The sequence below is a fragment of the Bifidobacterium simiiventris genome (assembly GCF_019331715.1).
Taxonomy (GTDB): domain Bacteria; phylum Actinomycetota; class Actinomycetes; order Actinomycetales; family Bifidobacteriaceae; genus Bifidobacterium; species Bifidobacterium simiiventris.
The window spans coordinates 67,073-87,426 of the sequence record NZ_JAHBBG010000005.1; the positions used below are offsets into that span (position 1 = coordinate 67,073).

General features: G+C 63.6%; 6 protein-coding genes. 4 read left to right on the forward strand and 2 right to left on the reverse strand.

Going from position 1 to position 20,354, the window contains the following annotated elements; all coding sequences use genetic code 11:
• Positions 1 to 297 precede the first annotated feature (297 nt).
• From KIH76_RS06725 to KIH76_RS06740, 4 genes are read left to right on the forward strand one after another with little or no spacing between them, the layout of a single operon-like run.
• On the forward strand, positions 298 to 1,530 hold the full coding sequence (locus KIH76_RS06725; RefSeq protein ID WP_219069960.1) for a serine/threonine-protein kinase: 1,233 nt from the start codon (positions 298 to 300) through the stop codon (positions 1,528 to 1,530).
• Complete coding sequence (locus KIH76_RS06730; protein WP_219069962.1) at positions 1,527 to 8,441, forward strand: AAA family ATPase; 6,915 nt, start codon at positions 1,527 to 1,529, stop codon at positions 8,439 to 8,441. The genes KIH76_RS06725 and KIH76_RS06730 overlap by 4 nt, the downstream gene beginning before the upstream one ends.
• Positions 8,442 to 8,465: 24 nt before the next feature.
• Positions 8,466 to 9,890 carry a DUF58 domain-containing protein gene (locus tag KIH76_RS06735; RefSeq protein WP_219069964.1) on the forward strand — a complete coding sequence of 475 codons (1,425 nt, stop codon included), beginning with the start codon at positions 8,466 to 8,468 and terminating at the stop codon, positions 9,888 to 9,890.
• Positions 9,887 to 12,499: a transglutaminase-like domain-containing protein gene (locus KIH76_RS06740; RefSeq protein ID WP_214373695.1), complete on the forward strand. Its 2,613-nt coding sequence runs from the start codon at positions 9,887 to 9,889 to the stop codon at positions 12,497 to 12,499. The genes KIH76_RS06735 and KIH76_RS06740 overlap by 4 nt, the downstream gene beginning before the upstream one ends.
• 107 nt (positions 12,500 to 12,606) lie before the next feature.
• Here KIH76_RS06740 and KIH76_RS06745 read toward each other — a convergent pair whose 3' ends face one another.
• Complete coding sequence (locus KIH76_RS06745; RefSeq protein WP_214373696.1) at positions 12,607 to 16,617, reverse strand: DNA-directed RNA polymerase subunit beta'; 4,011 nt, start codon at positions 16,615 to 16,617, stop codon at positions 12,607 to 12,609.
• A 168-nt stretch (positions 16,618 to 16,785) separates the two neighbouring features.
• Positions 16,786 to 20,316, reverse strand: a complete 3,531-nt coding sequence (rpoB, locus tag KIH76_RS06750) for a DNA-directed RNA polymerase subunit beta (RefSeq protein ID WP_214373753.1) — start codon at positions 20,314 to 20,316, stop codon at positions 16,786 to 16,788.
• Between the last annotated feature and the right edge of the window lie 38 nt (positions 20,317 to 20,354).

The following is a 20,354-nucleotide window of genomic DNA, read 5'->3' on the forward strand; positions in this document are numbered from 1 at the left end:
GTCGCGGGAGAACCGTCGTCGTGTCGCGGTTCCCGTCCCGGCGGCGACACGCCGGGGAGAATATTCCCCATGCTCGGCCGCCTCGGCGAACAGAATTCCCCGATGGGAGAAAAGCCCGGTTTTCCGCCGTTTGTCGAGATCGGAACATGCAAGTTATCCACATTTTTATGAACACAATTTCTCCATAACCCACTGTTTCCAACGATATCGAAGCGTTCGACCACATAGGTCGAAAATCGTCGCCCGAACGATGGCGATCGGATACGCTCGCCTTCACATGCCGAAGGAGGTGAACCGATGGACACGACGACGATCCCACCCGAACAGCCGCATGCGCGTTCCGTCCAGCCGGAATTGGGCACCGCCCGGCGCCGTGAAGGTCGAAACGCCTCGAATGGGCCAGTGTCGATACCGGGATGCGTCTTCGTGCAGAAGATCGGTTCCGGAGCCGCCTCCGACGTGTATCGGTACCGTCATATCGCCACACGACGCGATTTCGCGGTAAAGATGTCCCGCAAACCTCTCTCAGGCGAGGATCGCGACCGACTGCATGGGGAGATGCGGGCGTTGCGTGCGCTGTCATCGCATCCGGCGGTGCTGACAATTCACGACGCGTTCGTCACCCCGGACGGCTACGGGTGCCTCGTGCTGGATTATGCCGCGAACGGGTCATGCCGGAATCTGGTCGGCGACAGGTCCATGACCTGCGAGCGGACGCTCGATCTAGGCATCAGGATGGCCGGCGCACTGCATGCGGCGCACCGTCTGGGCATCGTACACCGCGATGTCAAGCCTTCCAACATCCTGATCGACGAGCACGGACTGCCCGTGCTGGCCGATTTCGGCATATGCGCCGACCTGTATTGTCCGGGATCCGTCACCGGCCATTCACCGCTGTGGTCCGCCCCGGAAGTGATGGATGGAAGCACCGGCGGCAACGACCTGTCGGATGTGTATTCGCTGGGAGCGACGCTATTCGCTCTTTTCACTGGCATGTCACCCCATATGTTGGCGCGGGATTCGTCGCATGGCGGATGCGACGAGCGGGAAACGGCCTTCATCGTGCAGACCGGCCTGGCCGCGGCCGGCATCCAGTCGAACGCTGCCGAGATCGGCAGGATGCTGTGCAAGGCTCTTGCGCCTTGCCCCGATGACCGATACGGCTCGATGCTCGAGTTCGAACGCGCGCTGCAACGCATACGACGACCGTATCGGCCTACACGTGACGTCAATGAGCCCGAACCAAAGTTTTCGGGTCATCCGGGCACCGTGGCACGACGCCGCCGCGCCGAATCGTCCCGGCGTATGTCGTCCGCCGCCGTGCTCGTCATGGCCGTGCTGTTGATCACGTTGACGTCATGGAAAGGAACCGACCGGTTCCGTTACGGCGAGGTCACCGACGTCAACCCGTCAGGCACCGTCAACGACGGTGTCGGGGACGGTCTTACGCCGGACGGCGCTCCGGCGGACTCGTTCATCCGCACCACCACGGCATGGCGATGCGACGTCAACAGAAAGGTTCCGTCATGACATCCGCGCATCATCCCCGTCGCGGGCGGCCGACGTCTGCATATCGCATCACCGCGGCGATCGCGTTGTCGCTGCTCGTCGCCATCGTCATCGCGGCCGTCTGTTTCCTGTCGGTCACCCGCCAGCGAGCGCACCTGCACGACGGCACGGTGTGGGTCACCTCTGCCAAGGAACGGAAGGCGGCACGGTTCAATGTGCGTATCGGACAGGTCGATTCGACGGTTTCCGCCGTTTCGACGCGATTCGATGTCGCGCAGCACGATGATTCCACGCTGCTGTTCGAGAACGGGACGCTCACCGTCCTTCGCGCATCCACCGTCCGGCCGCACGGGCGAACCGACGTGTCTTCTGATGCCGATGTGCTGCTGTCGGGCGCGACGATGGCCGTGGTCGACAGAACGAACGGCAATGTGCGCATCGGATCGGTATCGGAACCAGACACCGTGTCTTTGTCTGGTCAGGAACCGCATATGCGGCTCGGCGACGGAGGCCGGGCGGTGATCTCCGGAGACGGCATGGTATACGGGTACCGTCCTCGCGATGGCATGGTGCTCGTATCGGATGACACGGGAACCGTGCGACGGTCAGGGTCGCTCAGTGGCGGCCAACCGCTGGTCATCGACGATTTCACCGTGATAGGCGATGTTCCCGTGGCATCCGTAGGCGGCACGCTCTATTGGCCGTCGGGCTCGGCCGATACCGGCTCGTCGGATCGGCTGATCCTGCAGTCGCCCGACCCGGAACATGTTCAGAGCGGTTGGGTCGCCGCTTCGGATAGCGGCGGACTGTATACCGTCAAGCTCGGTCATGGCGATGTCTCACCGACCGCTTTGCCGACCGGAGGAGACGGCCCCGCGACGCGACCGGCGGCGGTGGACGGCTGCGTGTATGCCGCATGGAGTCAGGCGGCACGCAATTATCGCAGACTATGCCATTACGGGGAACCTTCCGCGGACGACGAAGACTTCCTCACCTTGCAGACGGTGTCCCGGACTTCCGATCTTCGGTTTCGGGTCAACCATCATATGGTGCTGCTCAACGATGCCGTGCGGGGGACGCTGTGGGATCCGGCCTCGGGAACCCAAACCATCGACGTGTCGTGGGACGCACCGTCGCGCGGCGAATCCGAAGGTTCCCCCGACACGCAATCGGCTGAACCTTCGCGGTCTCGAGAATACGCCGAATCCTGTTCGGGAGAGTCCGAAACGGTGCGGGCCGTGGACGACCGCATCGGCGCCAGGGCGGGAACCTCCCGCACGCTCGATGTGCTGCGCAACGACGAGCATACCGGCTGCGCGGTGCTGCGCATCGATTCGTTCACGGCGCCAGACGACACGGCCGCGTCAATCAGCAGCGTGCATGACGGAACCTATCTGCGGCTGGATGCCACGGATGTCGATCTACAGGGCCAGGACCGCGTCAGCATACGCTTTTCGTATACCGTCGACGACGGTTTCGGGCACACCTCCCGCGCGAATGTCATCGTGGAGCTGGTCTCGATGCGGGTCAACCGCCCGCCGGTCCATGATGGGGCAACAGCCGAGCATGACGTTGAGCAAGGCGGCGTCATCCGCATGAACGCATTGGAATCGTTCGATGATCCTGATGGAGATCCGTTGATCCTGCTGTCCGCGGCCGTGGCCGGAGCCGACGGCGCGGACGAGGATCTCGGTTCCGTGTCTGTCCGAGCCGATGGATTGGTCGAATTGTCGGCGGGAACGGCGGCTGAAGGACGGGTCTGCGTGGAGACGGTCATATACGACGGTACCGATACCGTCGAAGGACGACTATATGTTTCCATCCATCCGGCCGGCGCATTGCCGGCGGCGACCATACCGGCACTGGTCACCGTCGTTCCCGGCTCCCCAACCGATATCGAGGTAACCCCGTACATGCGGGGATTTTCACGGCATGAGGCGAAGGTGGCCTCGGCGAGTTCCATGGATGAGACGGCTTCCGTCACGCATGATGGCGAGCGCACGATCACGGTTCTGGCGCATGAGTCCGGCACCCATTACGTGACGTATGACGTGGAGCAGGGTTCCCGGCAGACGCAGGGACTGCTCCGCGTCGAAGCCACGGGCGTGGACGTAAGCCCGGAAGCGCCGATCACCGCCGATGATGTGGCGTTGCTTGACGCCGACGGCACCGCCGTCGTGGAACCGTTGGGCAATGACCGGGATCCGTCCGGAGGCGTGCCCGGCCTTGCCGGACTGGGGACGGCACCATCCGGTTGCGAGGCGGCGGCGGTCAGAACACGCGTGTATCTGACGTGCCGCGTCATGCCGCAGGCCCCGGTCTCGCTGCGGTATTTGGCGCAGAACGGCAACGGCGACTCCTCGGGCACGATAGTGGTCTATCCGGCGGCCGATTCTGGCGACGGCGTATTGTCCGCATCGGATATCACCCTGCGTGTAAGGACTGGCGGGATCGTGTCGGAGAATCTGCTCGATCATGTCACCTATACGTTGGGAGCCACCGTCACGCCGGATCATAATCTCGTCTATGACGAATCATCATTCGATGGCCTCATATTCGTCTCCGGCACGACCGTGAGGTATCAGGCCGGATCGGATCCGGGCGTCTTCGAGGCACGGTACACCGTTCACGATGACGCCTCCAATACGGCGAGCGGGACGATACGCGTTCATGTCCACGCCCGACAGGCCGAAAGCAAGTCCGATCCGGAACCGAAACCGCTGCACGCCCAGGCATTCGCAGGTCAGACCGTCCGCATCGATGTTCCGCTGAACGGCATCGACGAGGACGGTGACGACGTCATGCTGCTCGGTCTGGGGTCCGAACATCCGCGACTGGGACGGATCATCGCGGTCGGCGCGAATCATCTGGAGTACGAGGCATATGCGGATTCCCACGGGACCGACACGTTCACGTACGCCGTCGAGGACTGGTCCGGCAGACGGGTGCAGGCCGATGTGAACATCGCCGTGGTCAGCGCGCAGCGACAGACATCGATCATGGCCCGCAACGATACGGTTACGTTGCGGCCGAACACCCGGGCCAGCATACAGGTGACGACCAATGACCTGTCGACGGACGGCACATCGTTCGCGCTGGACGATGCGGTCGAAGGCCAGCGACTGTTTGATGTCACGGCCGACGAAAACACGATTTCGTTCACCACGGGCGACGAGGCCGGCACCGGGTATGTGATCTACACGATCGTCGACGGAGCCGGACTGTCCAGCAGCGCGACATTGACCGTGCATGTCGATCCGCAGGCAGGCATCGAGCCGCCGACGGCATATGACTATCGCGTGCCGCCGTCGGATACCGTCGACAGAAGATCCATCGACGTGGACGTGTCCGAATGGATCGGCAATCCTTCCGGGACACCGGACGAGTTGAACGTCGACGTACATGTCTCGGCGCGGGACTCCGCACGGCGTAAGGCCGGAACGCGAAGCGTCATCGAGATCGATCTGACTGACGAGGCGAGGGCGGTGCCGTACACGGTGACTAACACGACATACGGCATCACGTCCACGGCGTTCCTGCATGTGCCCGCCTATGGCGTATTCCAGCCTACGCTCAGGCCTAAGGCGCCGGAACTGATCGTGGACTCGAACCAGACACTGACCATTCGCGTCGACGAGCATGTGCGAGTGGGCGCCGGCAAAACCGCGCGGATAGTGGACGGCTCGGTGAGCGCGACGAAAGCCAGGAGCGCCGATCCGGATTCCGACGGGCAGACGCTTCGGTTCGTGCCCGAACGGGATTACTCAGGGCCGGCCTCGGTCACGTTCACCGTCGAGGACACCGGTAGGAGTCTCGTAGCCGAGAATCGACGCGACAAAACCGCGAGATCGTCTTCCATCGTCAATTCCGCAGTGCTGACCTTGTCGATCACGGTGACTTCGTCACGGTCGGCTCCGCCAGTATTCTCCTCGCCCACGCTCGACGTGATCGCCGGAGAACAGGCGAAGACGATCGATCTGACGGTTTTGACGCTTTTCCCGTCGGGAACCGATCAGGCGTCGCGGAGCCGTTGCATCTATTCCAGCGAACCGGATTCATCCGGCGCGTTGAACGCCGTCACCACGCCGGCCGGCCTGATGAACATCGCCGCCTTACGTGACGCGAAGCCGGGCACCACCGCCATTGCCGTCACCGTTTCCTGCGGCCAGCACACCATCAAAGGTACGGCAACCGTGCGGATCGCATCCTCTTCCCGACCGTTGGCAAAGATCGCGAACCACGATATCAGGCTCCGCGCCGGGTCCCGCGAGGTCGTTGACATTGTCAAGGATGCATACAATCCGTTTCCCGATACGGCACTGTCCGTGGTGGAATGCCGCACCGATGACGCCGGAATCATCAGCGTGAACTGGTGCAAGGACGACACCGGCCTGTCCATCGCCGCCGCATCGGACGCAGGAGCGAAAACCGGCGTCGTCCATGTATCCGTACAGGACGCCACCGGCGATCCCGAACGTCAGGTGCAGGCCCGCATCACAGTGACCGTCGTCGACCGTCCGGCAGCGCCGCTGATGCTGCCGATCGACGACCAGCCGAGCAACGCCACCGTGGAACTGTCCTGGGTCGCAGGGCGATCCAACGGCAGTCCGATCAGTGAATATCTCGTGGAGTGGGAAGGCGGGGCACGGTCCTGTCAGGCGACCACCTGCCGCATCGATGGCCTGAGGAACGGGCAACGATACTCATTCACGGTCAAGGCACGCAACGAAGTTGGCTGGTCGGATCGATCGGCCGCCGTCATCGGCTTGCCGGATGCGGTACCGTCACAGCCCGCCGACGTCACTGTCGAAGCGCGGTATCACGGTGCGACCGTGCGATGGCGAATGCCGTCCTACGACGGGAGCCGCCCGCACCGGTACACCGTCATGCTGTCCGATTCGGCCGGACTGTATTTCAATACCCAGGTCGTGGAAGACACGCAGGCCTCGTTCGATATTGCCGATGACTCGATTACCGACGGAGCCACATTTCAGGCCATGGTCGTGGCGCATAACCGTGCCGGCACCGGTCCGGTTGGCTCATCAAGCGGGAACGCCCGGCCCTGGGGAGACCCCGCGACGCCGACGATGACCATGCGGCAGGAACGCGACTTGATCGCGGTGGCGGTGACACCCGGCAACCAGCGCAATGCAGGATGTGCACGGATCGAACTCACCGGCGGCATCACCCAGACGCTGCCGTGCGACAAGCCGACGGGAACATTCCCCATCCCAGGTGGGGAACAACATCGCGACGACGGTTCGGCCACGGATGACAACGACGACGCCGAACACGATTCCGTCCACGACGGCTCCACGCGCGAAAACGCCGATGACACCGGTTCCGAAGGAAACAACGAACGAACAGCCATCACAGTATCGGCAACGATGCATCCCTCACAGCCACATGCCAGATCGGCGTCCGTGTCCGGCACGATCACCATCGAGCGAGACGCGGATACCGGCACCGGCCGTACGCCACAAGCCAGTGATATCGACAGGCGTTCCGAGCCGACACGAATGGGAACAGACGCAGCCGCGCATCGGATCAGACAGGAAGGAGCAACAATGAAACCCATCCCCACTACCGGCACCGGCGACGACACCATCGTGTCGAATCCGATGTCGCCGGTCGTGCTCTCCATGCCGGACGAGACGCGGATCACCGACGACCTCACGAGGCTTTCACCGACGCATGCACCGCCACATCCCGGTACGACGGCGTCGTCCGGTGCAAGGTCGACCGGCATGGCGCGGCTCCCCGTCGATCCATGTGACGCGACGGTGCATCGTACGTATGAAGAACCGTTGCAGGCCGTCTCGGCAATCCCGCAGCTTCACGCCACTTCCAGACCGATGCTTGCCGAGACGACGCAGGCCGCATCGCAGCGATCCGGGCTTCCGGGTAACGGGGCATTACGTGCCACGCCGTCACAGGCCGAAGAGGAACAAGACGCCGACATCGCCGATATGACCTCCGAGGATGCGGCCCTTCACCTGCAACAAGGATTCCACGCCCTGTGTAACAGCATCGGCATGGCGATCATCGGCAAAACGTCAACGATACGACTGTGCGTCACCGCCCTGCTCGCCGAAGGCCATGTGCTCATAGAGGACGATCCCGGAACCGGAAAAACCCAACTGGCGCAAGGCATCGCCAAAGCCATCGACGTGCCATGCCAACGTATCCAGTTCACATCCGACCTCATGCCGTCCGACGTCATCGGCACCGTCGTGTTCGATCGGGACCGGTCATCCTTCGGATTCCGCCCAGGCCCAGTATTCGCCCCCATAGTGCTGGCGGACGAAATCAACCGGGCACCGCCGAAAACACAGTCGGCACTGCTGGAGGTCATGGAGGAGCATCATGTCACCGTTGACGGCACCGTATACGCGGTGCCGCAGCCATTCATAGTGATCGCCACGCGCAATCCCGGCGACCAGCTGGGCACCTATCCCCTGCCCGATGCGCAGCTCGACCGGTTCCTCATCAGAACCACGATCGGCCATCCCGGCCATGAGGCGAGTATGGGCATCGTACGACAGGCGGATAAACGCATCCGATCCTCACTGGTACGACCTGTCATGGATGGGCGGCGCGTCCTCGCCATGCAGCGCATGGCACAAGCCATCCACGTGGCCGATGACGTGCTCGACTATACGGTACGCATCGTCGAATATCTCAGAAGATCCGACATGACGGCGCGGGGACCATCGATACGCGGGGCACTCGCCTTGATCCGGTGCGCACGCGTGTGGGCCGCAGCTGACGGACGACCATATGTGATCCCCGACGACGTCAAAACGCTGGCACCTGATGTGCTGTCGCACCGATTCCAGCTGCGGAGCGACGCGGTGCTGGATGGTCATGACGCCCGTGATGCCGTTGCGCTCGCCTTGAACGACGTGCCGGTTCCCCACGGCGAACGCTGAAGGCGGGAAAGCAAGGAGGTCACGATGGACGGGACACGAGAGACGGCAACGACGCGACGAGGGATCGGCAAGCCCGGGCTGTCCGCCGCCGGGCACATCATCGTGTGCTCGGCGCTCGGGTGCATGGCGACCGGCGCCATGGCACGATGGAAGGAGCTTCTGGTACTTGGCATCATGCTTGCCTCGTTGCCGATATGGACGATATCGGCAACATTGCGGCGGCATCGTCTTCAAGCGGTCATCGGCACCACGGCCCATCGTGCCGTCGCCGGCCATGATGTCGAGATACGCGTCGTCGTCACCAATCCGGCACGAATCCGAATCGGCCGCAGCAGAATGATCCTGCCGATCGCCGTCCGCCAATCGGCAGGGGAACAATTCGACGGCGAACCATCCTGTCGAAAAGACCGTCCATCGCAATATGCGCTAACGCCGTCATTGCGCGAAGCACTCGCCATACCCGTGTTGCCCGCGGGGTCGGTCACGCGCCGCAACGGCATGATACGAGGCTGCCCCCGAGGCATGCTGCACCTCGGGCCCGCATTCATGCCGGACGATGATCCATTTGGCCTGCTCGTCCGCCGCAGAACGGTATCGAACGGCATATGCATTCCCGTACATCCCGTCACGGTCGCCATCACCCTGCCGGTATGGGAAGCCGCCCGTGAACCGGACGGAACGCCGTCAGGAATATCGGCCTGTGACGGCGATGATTTCCATGCGCTGCGCGAATACAGGTCCGACGATGACATGCGCGGTATCCATTGGCCGAGCACGGCGAAAACAGGCATGCTGATAGTTCGTCAATATGCTGCCGAATGCCGCGCCGGCGGTGTGGTATCGATCGATACCACACCGGGAGGATACCGGGATACCGATGAATTCGAGCTTGCCGTATCGGTCTTCGCGTCCATTGGCAAAGCGTATTTGGATGCGGGCCGGCCGCTGATCGCGAGAACGGGCACGGCGACGTTCATGCCGGAATCGGCGGTCGCATTGCTCGATGCATGTTGCGGCATCGTCTTGGCCGAACATTATGCCGTACAGGACGGCCGCCGTCAGCGGCCCGGCAGGCATCGCGCCGGGAACGGCAACAGAGCCGGCGACGACGGGCGTACACCGGGCGGCGTCCATCCCGGTGCCGTCACGGACACGATCCGGCCCTCCCCTTATATGGCTCGAACCGTTTCCGATGAGTTCCGAACCACCGAGCATGAGATGCGGATCATGGCTCGCGCGGAAGTCTGGTATCACGTCGTCGGATCGCATTCTCCGTTCGACGGGCACGGAACCGGATTGGAGGAATCCTGGCGCATGGATGGTCGCCGACGAGTGACGATACAGGTCGATCACAAGGCTCAGGCATCATTGCGGTGCGAGGAAGCCTCGACGATGCTGCGGATCGGCGATCTGGCCGATCTGCCTCGCCTGTTGGAGGTGATGTCATGAACGTGTGCGACCGCTCCTCGTTACAGGCGTCGTGGCCGAAACATATGCGATTGGCGCGTGCATCCTGTTTCCCGCTCACGGTCGCCGTGCTGACGCTGGTATCGGCGTCGAATCTGATCGATGTATACGGATCGGTCGGGATATGGGCGATGGCTTCGATCCCTTCTACGTTGCTCGGGCTCGTGGCATCGTCGCTCTGGCGTTCCGCACACTGCGAGACCGGCCATGTCGGGACGCATACGGCCGGTGCTCACACGTCCTCCCGTTTCCGGAATCACCCGTGGGTCGGGCTGGCCGTACTGGTCGCCGCGCAATTGATCATCGGTCCTCTGCTGGCCGTGGCCAGTGAGGATGTCCGGGCGACGCCATCGTTCACGTCGCTGGTCTTCTCGCTGGTCGATGGATGGAAAGGAGCGTTCGGGTCGTTTTCCTACATCATTTCGGTGACGCCGCCGACCGGCACCTCTGGTGGGAGTCTGCTGGTCGTCTGGACGATGTGTCTGTGGACTTCGCTGGCATTGGGCGTATACCGTCATACGGCGACGCCAGACTGCAGGCATGCCACGCATTGGCTCATGCTTGGCGCGATCATCATCGTCCTGCTGCCGCTGACGGTCGGAGCACTGCTGGGCACCGCATCAGTCCGGTGGCGCGTCGCGACAGGCCTGACCATCTTCTACCTGTTGCTGCCACTCTTGAAACATCATGCACGAGCGGGAACGGGAGCGCATGACAACAAGAACCGATTCGTCATGCAATGGGATGATGACATCACGGCAACCAACCATTCCCGTGCCGGCCAATCATGGCGTCACGGCATGATCCGACGACCGGTGGCGATGCTGCTCGCATGCAGCGTGTTGGCCGCAATCGCCGGGGCTCACGTTCCCGAACCGCGTCTGACGCTGCGTGACCATTATGATCCGCCGATCAGTCTGCGTGACTATGCCAGTCCGCTCAGCGGCATGCGGGCGTACATCGCCCGGCACCGGGATGACGTGATGCTGACGGCGAAGGGTCTGCCGCCCGGAACCGCGGTACGTATCGCGACGATGGATATGTTCGATGGCAATGTCTGGAATCTGTCCGACTCATATGACGGAGCCTCACACAGCGAGTACCTGCGTATGCCTCCCGTGTCAACCGGGACCGGCGTCGATGCTCGCGAAACCCCGACGGACAGCGTACCATTCACCGCCACCTTCGTCGTCGGCGCCACATTCGGCGACGTATGGCTGCCAACGGCCGGAGCGGTACACGGCATCACCGTGATGAACGATGCTGTCGTGGCGCGACGCCGTGTCCAATCCGAATCGGACACGGCTGGAGACGGACCAGTGCTATACAACGCAAAGACCGGAGCCGCGTTGCTGCCGACCGGTCTGCGCCCCGGTCTGATCTACCGGCAGACCGGGGTGCTCGCCGTAGAGCCGGAGACACAGGCCATTGCGAAGGCGTCTGCCGCGCAAGACGGCACGCCGGGTCTCGCCGAGATCCCGCAATCGGTGGAACAGCTGGCGTCCCGGACGGTGCAATCGCATAACGCCGACGGTCAAGCGGCACAGGCATTGGCGCGTATACTGCAGCAAGGCTGGTTTTCCCATGGCACAGAGGACGAATACCCATCATCACCTGGGCATGGCAGCAAACGGCTGGACGAACTGGCATCCGCTGATCTCATGGTCGGCGACGACGAACAATATGCCTCCCTCATGGCGGTGATGGCACGATGGATCGGTCTTCCATCACGTGTGGTGCTGGGCTTTCTTCCCAAGGACGCCGATGGCATGATCGACAAGTCCCGCACCACGACGGGCGATGACGGGACGACCATCGTACGATTCACCGGCAACGATATCGCCGCATGGGTCGAAATCAAGCTGACGAATCTGGGATGGGTGATGTTTCGACCGTCCCCAAAGGAATCACGGGTCGCAGACCGCACGATGATTGCGGCGCAACGATACCGGCCCGTCAATCGCCGGCCCTCGATGCCGCTCGGAGATCCGCCACGGGACGAGATCATTCCCCAAGGCAGCTCATCGGTATTGGGCGGCACCGACGCCAGCCGGGACAAGCCCTCCGCTTCCACCCGCTCCCGTCTCGATATGGTCGTCTCGGGCATGGCGCTGTATGGCAGCCCGATATGGCTGTTGTCGCTGTGGAGTCTGGCCTTGTTCGGCGTCACCATGCTGATGTTCGCCATCATTCGCATCCGGGGCTCTCCCCGTCAACGTGTGCTCGCCGGATGGCTCGCCATCCGCGTGCAGGCGGTGCGCTGCGGGCTGCCGCGGCATCGGCTGGACGGATCACTGACAAGAACGGAGCAGGTTCGGGCGATGGCCGATCATTTCCATGGCGATGCCGCGCTCATCTCCGAACTGGAAGCTCTGGCCCGTCGAACGGATCATCTCGTGTTCGCAGGCCGCCGTGTCGAGCATCGTCAGGCATCCGAATACTGGCAGATGGCGATGAAGGCACGCCGTCGTATACGTTCGGCCAGTTCTCGTCGCCGACGGATGCTGGCCGTCATGTCGATACGCGGATTGCCCGACCTGTGTATGGCCGCATGCCGCTGTATTCCACGGCGCCGGCCGTATAAACACTGATGCGGTTCCCTATGCCGGGAACCGGCACGGGGAACCGCATCAGAAACAGGCTCGAACGCCGTCGGAGCCGTCAGGGCACGCCGATCATTCGGCACGCCCTGTCACGATCACTCGAAATCGCCCTGACCACCCTGATCGTCAAGGTAGTCGTCCGGGTTGAAGTCGTCGCCGAGCTTGAGATCGCCGAAGTCGATGTTCGCGAAGTCCACATCGGACAGGTCGGCATCGGAGAAGTCGGTATCCGCGTCGGCACCGCTGCTCAAACCGAAGTTCGGGTAGATGGTGTCGCGGATCGCCTTGTCGGGCTCGACCACGGCGTTGCGGTAACGGGCAAGACCCGTACCGGCCGGGATGAGCTTACCGATGATGACGTTCTCCTTGAGACCCTTGAGATCGTCGACCTTCTGGCTCAGAGCGGCTTCGGTGAGCACGCGCGTCGTCTCCTGGAAGGAGGCGGCGGACAGCCACGAGTCGGTGGCCAGCGAGGCCTTGGTGATGCCCATGAGCTCCGGACGGCCGGCGGCGGGCTTGCCGCCGTTCTTCACGGCATTCATGTTCGCTTCCTTGAAGCGGGCCTGATCGACCAGCTCGCCCGGCAGCAGCGCGGTGTCACCGGAGTCGATGACGGTGATGCGGCGCAGCATCTGGCGGACGATGACCTCGATGTGCTTGTCGTGGATATCGACGCCCTGCGAACGGTACACGGTGTGCACTTCGTTCACGATGTTCACCTGGGCAGCGCGCGGGCCGAGGATGCGCAGGATCTTCTTCGGATCCACGGAACCTTCGGTCAGCTGGGTGCCGGCCTCGACGTGCTGACCGTCCTTGACCAGGAGCGGAGCGCGACGGGTCACGGTGTAGACGATCGGCTCGACAGTCTGGTCGTCCGGGGTCAGCGTCATCTGGTAGACGTGATCGGCTTCCACATCAGTCTTGATCACACCCGGGAACTCGGCGATCGGCGCCTCGCCCTTCGGGGTACGGGCTTCGAAAAGCTCGGTGACACGAGGAAGACCCTGGGTGATATCGGAAGCCGCCGCGACACCACCGGAGTGGAAGGAACGCAGCGTCAGCTGGGTACCAGGCTCACCGATGGACTGTGCCGCGACGATGCCGACGGCCTCGCCTACGTCCACCAGCTTGTTGGTGGCCAGCGACCAGCCGTAGCACTTCGCGCACACGCCGCGCTTGGACTCGCAGGTCAGCACGGAACGGGCCTTGACCTCTTCGACGCCGTGCGCCACGAGATCCTTGAGCACGTCCATGCTCAGCGCGTCGCCGCGCTTGTACAGCACGGTCGTGCCGTCGGCCGGATCCACCACGTCGGCGGAGAGCAGGCGGGAGTACGGGCCACCGTCGGCGGCCTTGACGAGCGTGAGATTGCCGTCCGCGTCGCGATCGGCGATCTGCATCGGCAGGCCCTTCTTGGTACCGCAGTCCTCCTCGCGCACGATCACGTCCTGGGAGACGTCAACCAGACGACGGGTCAGGTAGCCCGACTCAGCGGTACGCAGTGCGGTATCGGCCAGGCCCTTACGCGCGCCGTGCTCGGAGATGAAGTACTCCAGGACGGACAGGCCCTGACGGTAGTTCGACTCGACCGGTCGCGGAATGACCTCGCCCTTCGGGTTGTTCACGAGGCCTCGAATGCCCGCGATCTGGTTGATCTGGGTCATGTTGCCTCGTGCACCGGACTGGACGATGATGGCCAGGTTGTTGCGCGGGTCGAAGTGCTTGACGACCGCGTCCGACACCTTTTCGGTGCACTTGGTCCACTCGTCGATGATCGCCTGACGACGCTCCTCCTCCGTGAAGAAGCCGAGGTCGTACTGCTGGTTGATCTTGTTGACCTGTGCCTCGGACTCGGCGACGAGCGCCTCGCGCTCCGGCGGCTCGGTAACATCGGAGAACGCGAAGGTCACGCCGGACCACGGCGCACGGGTGAAGCCGAGATCCTTGAGCGCGTCCAGCGTGACGGCCACCTGGGCGGTCGAATAGCGGGTCGCGATGTCGTCGACGATGCGGGACAGGACCTTCTTCGGGGCCTGCTCGTTGACGAACGGATAGTCAGTCGGCAGCGTCTCGTTGAACAGCAGTCGGCCCATCGACGTGGCGAACAGCACGGTGCCGTCGGAGAAGCGCTCCTCACGGACGACGGCCGGGCTGCCCGGCTCCGGATCGACGACCTCGACCTCACCCGGCTCCCAGCCGGTCGGCAGTACGAAGTCCTTCGGCAGACGCACGAGCACCTTGGCCTGCATGTCGATCTCGTGCAGGTCGAGCGCCATCTGCATCTCGGCGATGGACGAGAACACGCGGCCTTGGCCCTTCGCGCCGTCGAGCACGGTGGACAGCCAGTACAGGCCGAGGATCATGTCCTGGGACGGCATGGTCACGGTGTGGCCGTCGGCCGGCTTCAAAATGTTGTCGGACGCGAGCATGAGCGAACGGGCCTCGGCCTGCGCCTCCGCGCTCAGCGGAAGGTGCACAGCCATCTGGTCGCCGTCGAAGTCGGCGTTGAACGCGGCGCAGGCGAGCGGCGGCAGGTGGATGGCCTTGCCCTCGACGAGGATCGGCTCGAACGCCTGGATGCCCAGACGGTGCAGCGTAGGCGCACGGTTGAGGAGCACCGGATGCTCGGAGATGACCTCCTCGAGCACGCCCCACACCTCGGTGTCGCCACGGTCGACCATGCGCTTGGCGCTCTTCATGTTCTGCGCGTAGTTCATGTCCACGAGACGCTTGATGACGAACGGCTTGAACAGCTCGAGCGCCATCGGCTTCGGCAGACCGCACTGGTGCATGCGCAGCGACGGGCCGATGACGATCACGGAACGGCCCGAGTAGTCGACGCGCTTGCCGAGCAGGTTCTGACGGAAGCGACCCTGCTTGCCCTTGAGCATGTCGGAGAGCGACTTGAGCGGACGGTTGGACGCGCCGGTGACCGGACGGCCGCGGCGGCCGTTGTCGAACAGCGAGTCGACGGCTTCCTGGAGCATGCGCTTCTCGTTGTTGAGCATGATCTCGGGGGCGCCGAGCTCGATCAGTCGCTTGAGTCGGTTGTTACGGTTGATCACGCGGCGGTACAGGTCGTTGAGGTCGGAGGTCGCGAAACGACCGCCGTCGAGCTGGACCATCGGGCGCAGATCCGGCGGGATGACCGGGATCACGTCGAGCACCATGGCCTCGGGCTTGTTCTCGGTGGTCAGGAACGCGTTGATGACCTTCAGACGCTTCAAGGCGCGGGCCTTGCGCTGGCCGGAGCCGGTATCGATCTCCTCGCGCAGCTGCTTGGACGCGGCCTCGAGGTCGAAGTCCTGCAGACGCTTCTTGATGGCCTCGGCACCCATGCAGCCCTCGAAGTAATCGCCGTAGCGATCCTCCATCTCGCGCCACAGGTCCACGTCGCCTTCCATGTCGCCGGCCTTCAGGTTCTTGAAGCGGTCGAACACGGCGTTCAGACGCTGGATCTGGTCGTCGTAGCGCTGACGGATGGCCGCCATGTCGCGCTCGGCGCCATTGCGCAGCTTCGCCTTGTTGGCGCCGGTGGCCTCGCCGGCGTCCTCGAGCTCGTGCAGATCGGCCTCGACCTTCTTGGCACGCTCCTCGATCTCGTTGTCACGACGCTTGGCGAGATGGCTGATCTCAGTGTCGAACTCGTCCTGCAGGTCGGGCAGATCCTGATGACGCTGCTCCTCGTCGACCTTGGTGACCATGTACGCGGCGAAGTAGATGACCTTCTCGAGGTCCTTCGGCGCGATGTCGAGCAGGTAGCCCAGTCGGGACGGCACACCCTTGAAGAACCAGATGTGCGTCACCGGGGCGGCCAGCTCGATGTGGCCCATGCGCTCGCGGCGCACGCGGGACTTGGTGACCTCCACGCCGCATCGCTCGCACACGATGCCCTTGAAGCGCACGCGCTTGTACTTGCCGCAGGCGCACTCCCAGTCGCGGGTCGGGCCGAAGATCTGCTCGCCGAACAGACCGTCCTTCTCGGGCTTCAAGGTACGGTAGTTGATCGTTTCGGGCTTCTTGACCTCGCCGTGGCTCCAGCCGCGGATGTCGTCGGCGGTGGCCAGGCCGATCCTCATTTTGTCAAATGCGTTGACGTCCAGCACTCTATTGTCCTGTCTGTAAATCTATCGATTACTTGTACGATATGGTGTTCGCGCGAGGGCGGATTCGCCGACTCACGCGATGTGCGTTGGGGACGGTCGCCGACCGGAACCCGCGGATGCCCCGCTCGGAGGCATCCACGGAACACGACCGGCCGGCAACCTATCGGATCACTGGTATTCCGGCTCTTCGGCCTTCTGGTCTTCCTTCGCGGCCGCGTCGGGACGCGCGCCGATGTTGAAGCCCAGATCGTCGCTGGCGGAGGCCGGGTCGTCGTCCTCGTCCTTCATGTCGATGGCCACGCCCTCGGCGTTCAAAACCTCGACGTTCAGCGACAGGGACTGCATTTCCTTGAGCAGCACCTTGAACGACTCGGGGATGCCCGCCGGCGGCAGGTTATCACCCTTGACGATCGCGCCGTAGACGCGCACGCGGCCGTCCACGTCATCGGACTTGGTGGTCATCATCTCGTGCAGCGTGTAGGCGGCGCCGTAGGCCTCGAGGGCCCACACCTCCATCTCGCCGAAGCGCTGGCCGCCGAACTGGGCCTTACCACCCAGCGGCTGCTGCGTGATCATCGAGTACGGACCGGTGGAACGCGCGTGGATCTTGTCGTCGACCAGGTGGTGGAGCTTGAGCATGTACATGTAGCCCACGGAGATCGGCTTGCCGAAGCGCTCGCCGGTACGGCCGTCGAACAGCCACGCCTTGCCGTCCTCGCCGACCATCTGGTCGCCGTCGCGGTTCGGCAGGGTCGACTTCATCAGGCCCTTGATGACCTCCGGCTTGACGCCGTCGAACACCGGGGTGGCGATCGGCGTGCACGGGTCGCCCTTTTCGGCGCCGGCCGGCACGTACTTCTTCCATTCGGCCTCGAGATCCGGGTCAAGCGAGATATCCCAGCCGGAGTGCGCGATCCAGCCGAGGTGCAGCTCAAGCACCTGGCCGAGGTTCATTCGAGACGGCACGCCCAGCGGGTTCAACATGATGTCGACCGGAGTACCGTCCGCGAGGAACGGCATGTCCTCTTCCGGCAGGATGCGCGAGATGCAGCCCTTGTTGCCGTGGCGGCCAGACATCTTGTCACCGACGGTGATCTTGCGGTGCTGCGCGATGTACACGCGGATCATCTGGTTGACGCCGTTCGGCAGCTCGTCGCCATCCTCCTCGGCATCCTCGCGGGTGATTTCCTTGACCGCGATCACGGTACCGGTCTCGCCGTGCGGCACGCGCAGCGAGGTGTCGCGCACCTCGCGGGACTTCTCGCCGAAGATGGCGCGCAGCAGGCGCTCCTCCGGGGTCAGCTCGGTCTCGCCCTTCGGCGTGACCTTGCCGACGAGGATGTCGCCGGCCTCGACCTCGGCGCCGATGCGGATGATGCCGCGCTCGTCGAGGTTCGCGACCGCGTCCTCGCCCACGTTCGGCAGGTCGCGGGTGATCTCCTCGGCGCCCAGCTTGGTTTCGCGGGCGTCGATCTCGTACTCCTCGATGTGGATGGAGGAGAGCGTGTCGTCCTGCACGAGACGCTGCGAGATGATCACGGCGTCCTCGTAGTTGTAGCCGTTCCACGGCATGAACGCGACCAGCAGGTTCTTGCCGAGCGCGATCTCGCCCTTCTCGATCGCCGGGCCGTCGGCCAGGACGGTGCCGGCCTCGACGCGCTCGCCGCTCTTGATGATCGGACGCTGGTTGTAGCAGGTGGTCTGGTTGGAACGCTGGAACTTGGCCAGCTTGTAGCTGGACTGCGTGCCGTCGTCGTTCATCACGCGGATCAGGTCGGCGGACACGTAGGTCACGACGCCCGGCTTGTCGGCGATGATCACATCGCCGGAATCGTACGCGACGCGCCATTCCGAACCGGTGCCCACGAGCGGGCGCTCGGACTCGACCAGCGGGACGGCCTGACGCTGCATGTTGGTGCCCATCAGCGCTCGGTGGCCCTCGTCGTGCTCGAGGAACGGGATCAGCGAGGCGCCGATCGAGACCATCTGGCGCGGCGAGACGTCCATGTAGTCGACGGAGCTCACCGGAACGTCGACCGCCTCCTCCTCATCGGCTCGGGCGAGGGCCATGTCGGTCGCGAACTTGCCGTTCTTGTCGAGCTTCTGGTTGACCTGCGCGATCACGTGATCGTTTTCCTGATCGGCGGTCATGTACTCGACCTCGTTGGTCACCTGGCCGTCGATGACCTTGCGGTACGGGGTCTCGATGAAACCGAACGGGTTGACGCGGCCGAAGGTCGCCAGCGAGCCGATCAGACCGATGTTCGGGCCTTCAGGGGACTCGATCGGGCACATACGGCCGAAGTGGGACGGGTGCACGTCTCGCACTTCCATGGACGCGCGGTCGCGCGACAGGCCGCCGGGGCCGAGGGCCGACAGACGGCGCTTGTTGGTCACGCCGGCCAGCGGGTTGTTCTGATCCATGAACTGCGACAGCTGGGAGGTGCCGAAGAACTCCTTGATGGTCGCGTTGACCGGACGGATGTTGATCAGCGACTGCGGGGTGATCGCCTCGGCGTCCTGCGTGGTCATGCGCTCGCGCACGACGCGCTCCATGCGCGACAGGCCGGTACGCAGCTGGTTCTGGATCAGCTCGCCGACCTGACGGATGCGGCGGTTGCCGAAGTGGTCGATATCGTCGGTCTCGACGCGCAGGTCGACGTCCTGCCCCTTGCGCTTGCCCGGGAAGGTCGCCTCACCGGCGTGCAGCGTCACCAGGTACTTGATGGTGGCGATGATGTCCTCGCGCTTGAGCGAACGGTCGTTGATCTCGTGCTCGAGGCCGAGCTTGCGGTCGATCTTGTAGCGGCCGACGCGAGCCAGATCGTAACGCTTGGTGTTGAAGTAGAAGGAGTCGAGCAGGTTGCGGCCGGCCTCCGGGGTGGCGGTGTCGGACGGGCGGATCTTGCGGTAGAGGTCGGTCAGGGCCTCGTCCTGCGTGTCGACGGTCTCCTTGTCGAGTGCGTCGAGGACCAGCGGGTAGCCTTCGAACGCGTCACGGATCTCCTGCTTGGTCATGCCGATGGCCATGAGGAAGACGATCGCGGACTGCTTGCGCTTGCGGTCGACGCGCACGCCGAGCACGTCGCGCTTGTCGATCTCAAACTCGAGCCACGCGCCGCGCGACGGGATGATCTTCGCGCCGAAGACGTCCTTGCCGGACGCACGGTCGGTGGAACGGTCGAAGTAGACGCCCGGGGAGCGCACGAGCTGGGAGACGATGACTCGCTCGGTGCCGCCGATGATGAAGGTGCCGTGCGGGGTCTGCAACGGGAAGTCGCCCATGAAGACGGTCTGAGACTTGATCTCGCCGGTGTCGCCGTTCTCGAACTCGGCGTTCACGTACAGCGGCGCGGAGTAGGTGTAGTCCTTCTCCTTGCACTCCTGCACGGTGTGGCGCGGCTCCTCGAAGTACGGATCCGAGAAGGTCAGGCTCATGGTCTGGGCGAAGTTCTCGATCGGGGAGATCTCGTTGAAGACCTCATCGAGGCCGGACATGTGCGGCACGGTGTTGGTGCCGTTCTTCTCGTCCTCTTCGACGCGCTTCTTCCAGCGCTCCGAGCCGATCAGCCAGTCGAAGCTGTCGGTCTGCACGCCCAGCAGGTAGGGCACATCGATGGGCTCGCGGATGGAGCCGAAGTTCACACGGTCCGACGCCTTGTGCACGTCAATGTCGTGCTGGTCGGCGCGTGCGATCATGGTAGTGGTATTCGTCGTAGACTCAGTAGCCAATGGAC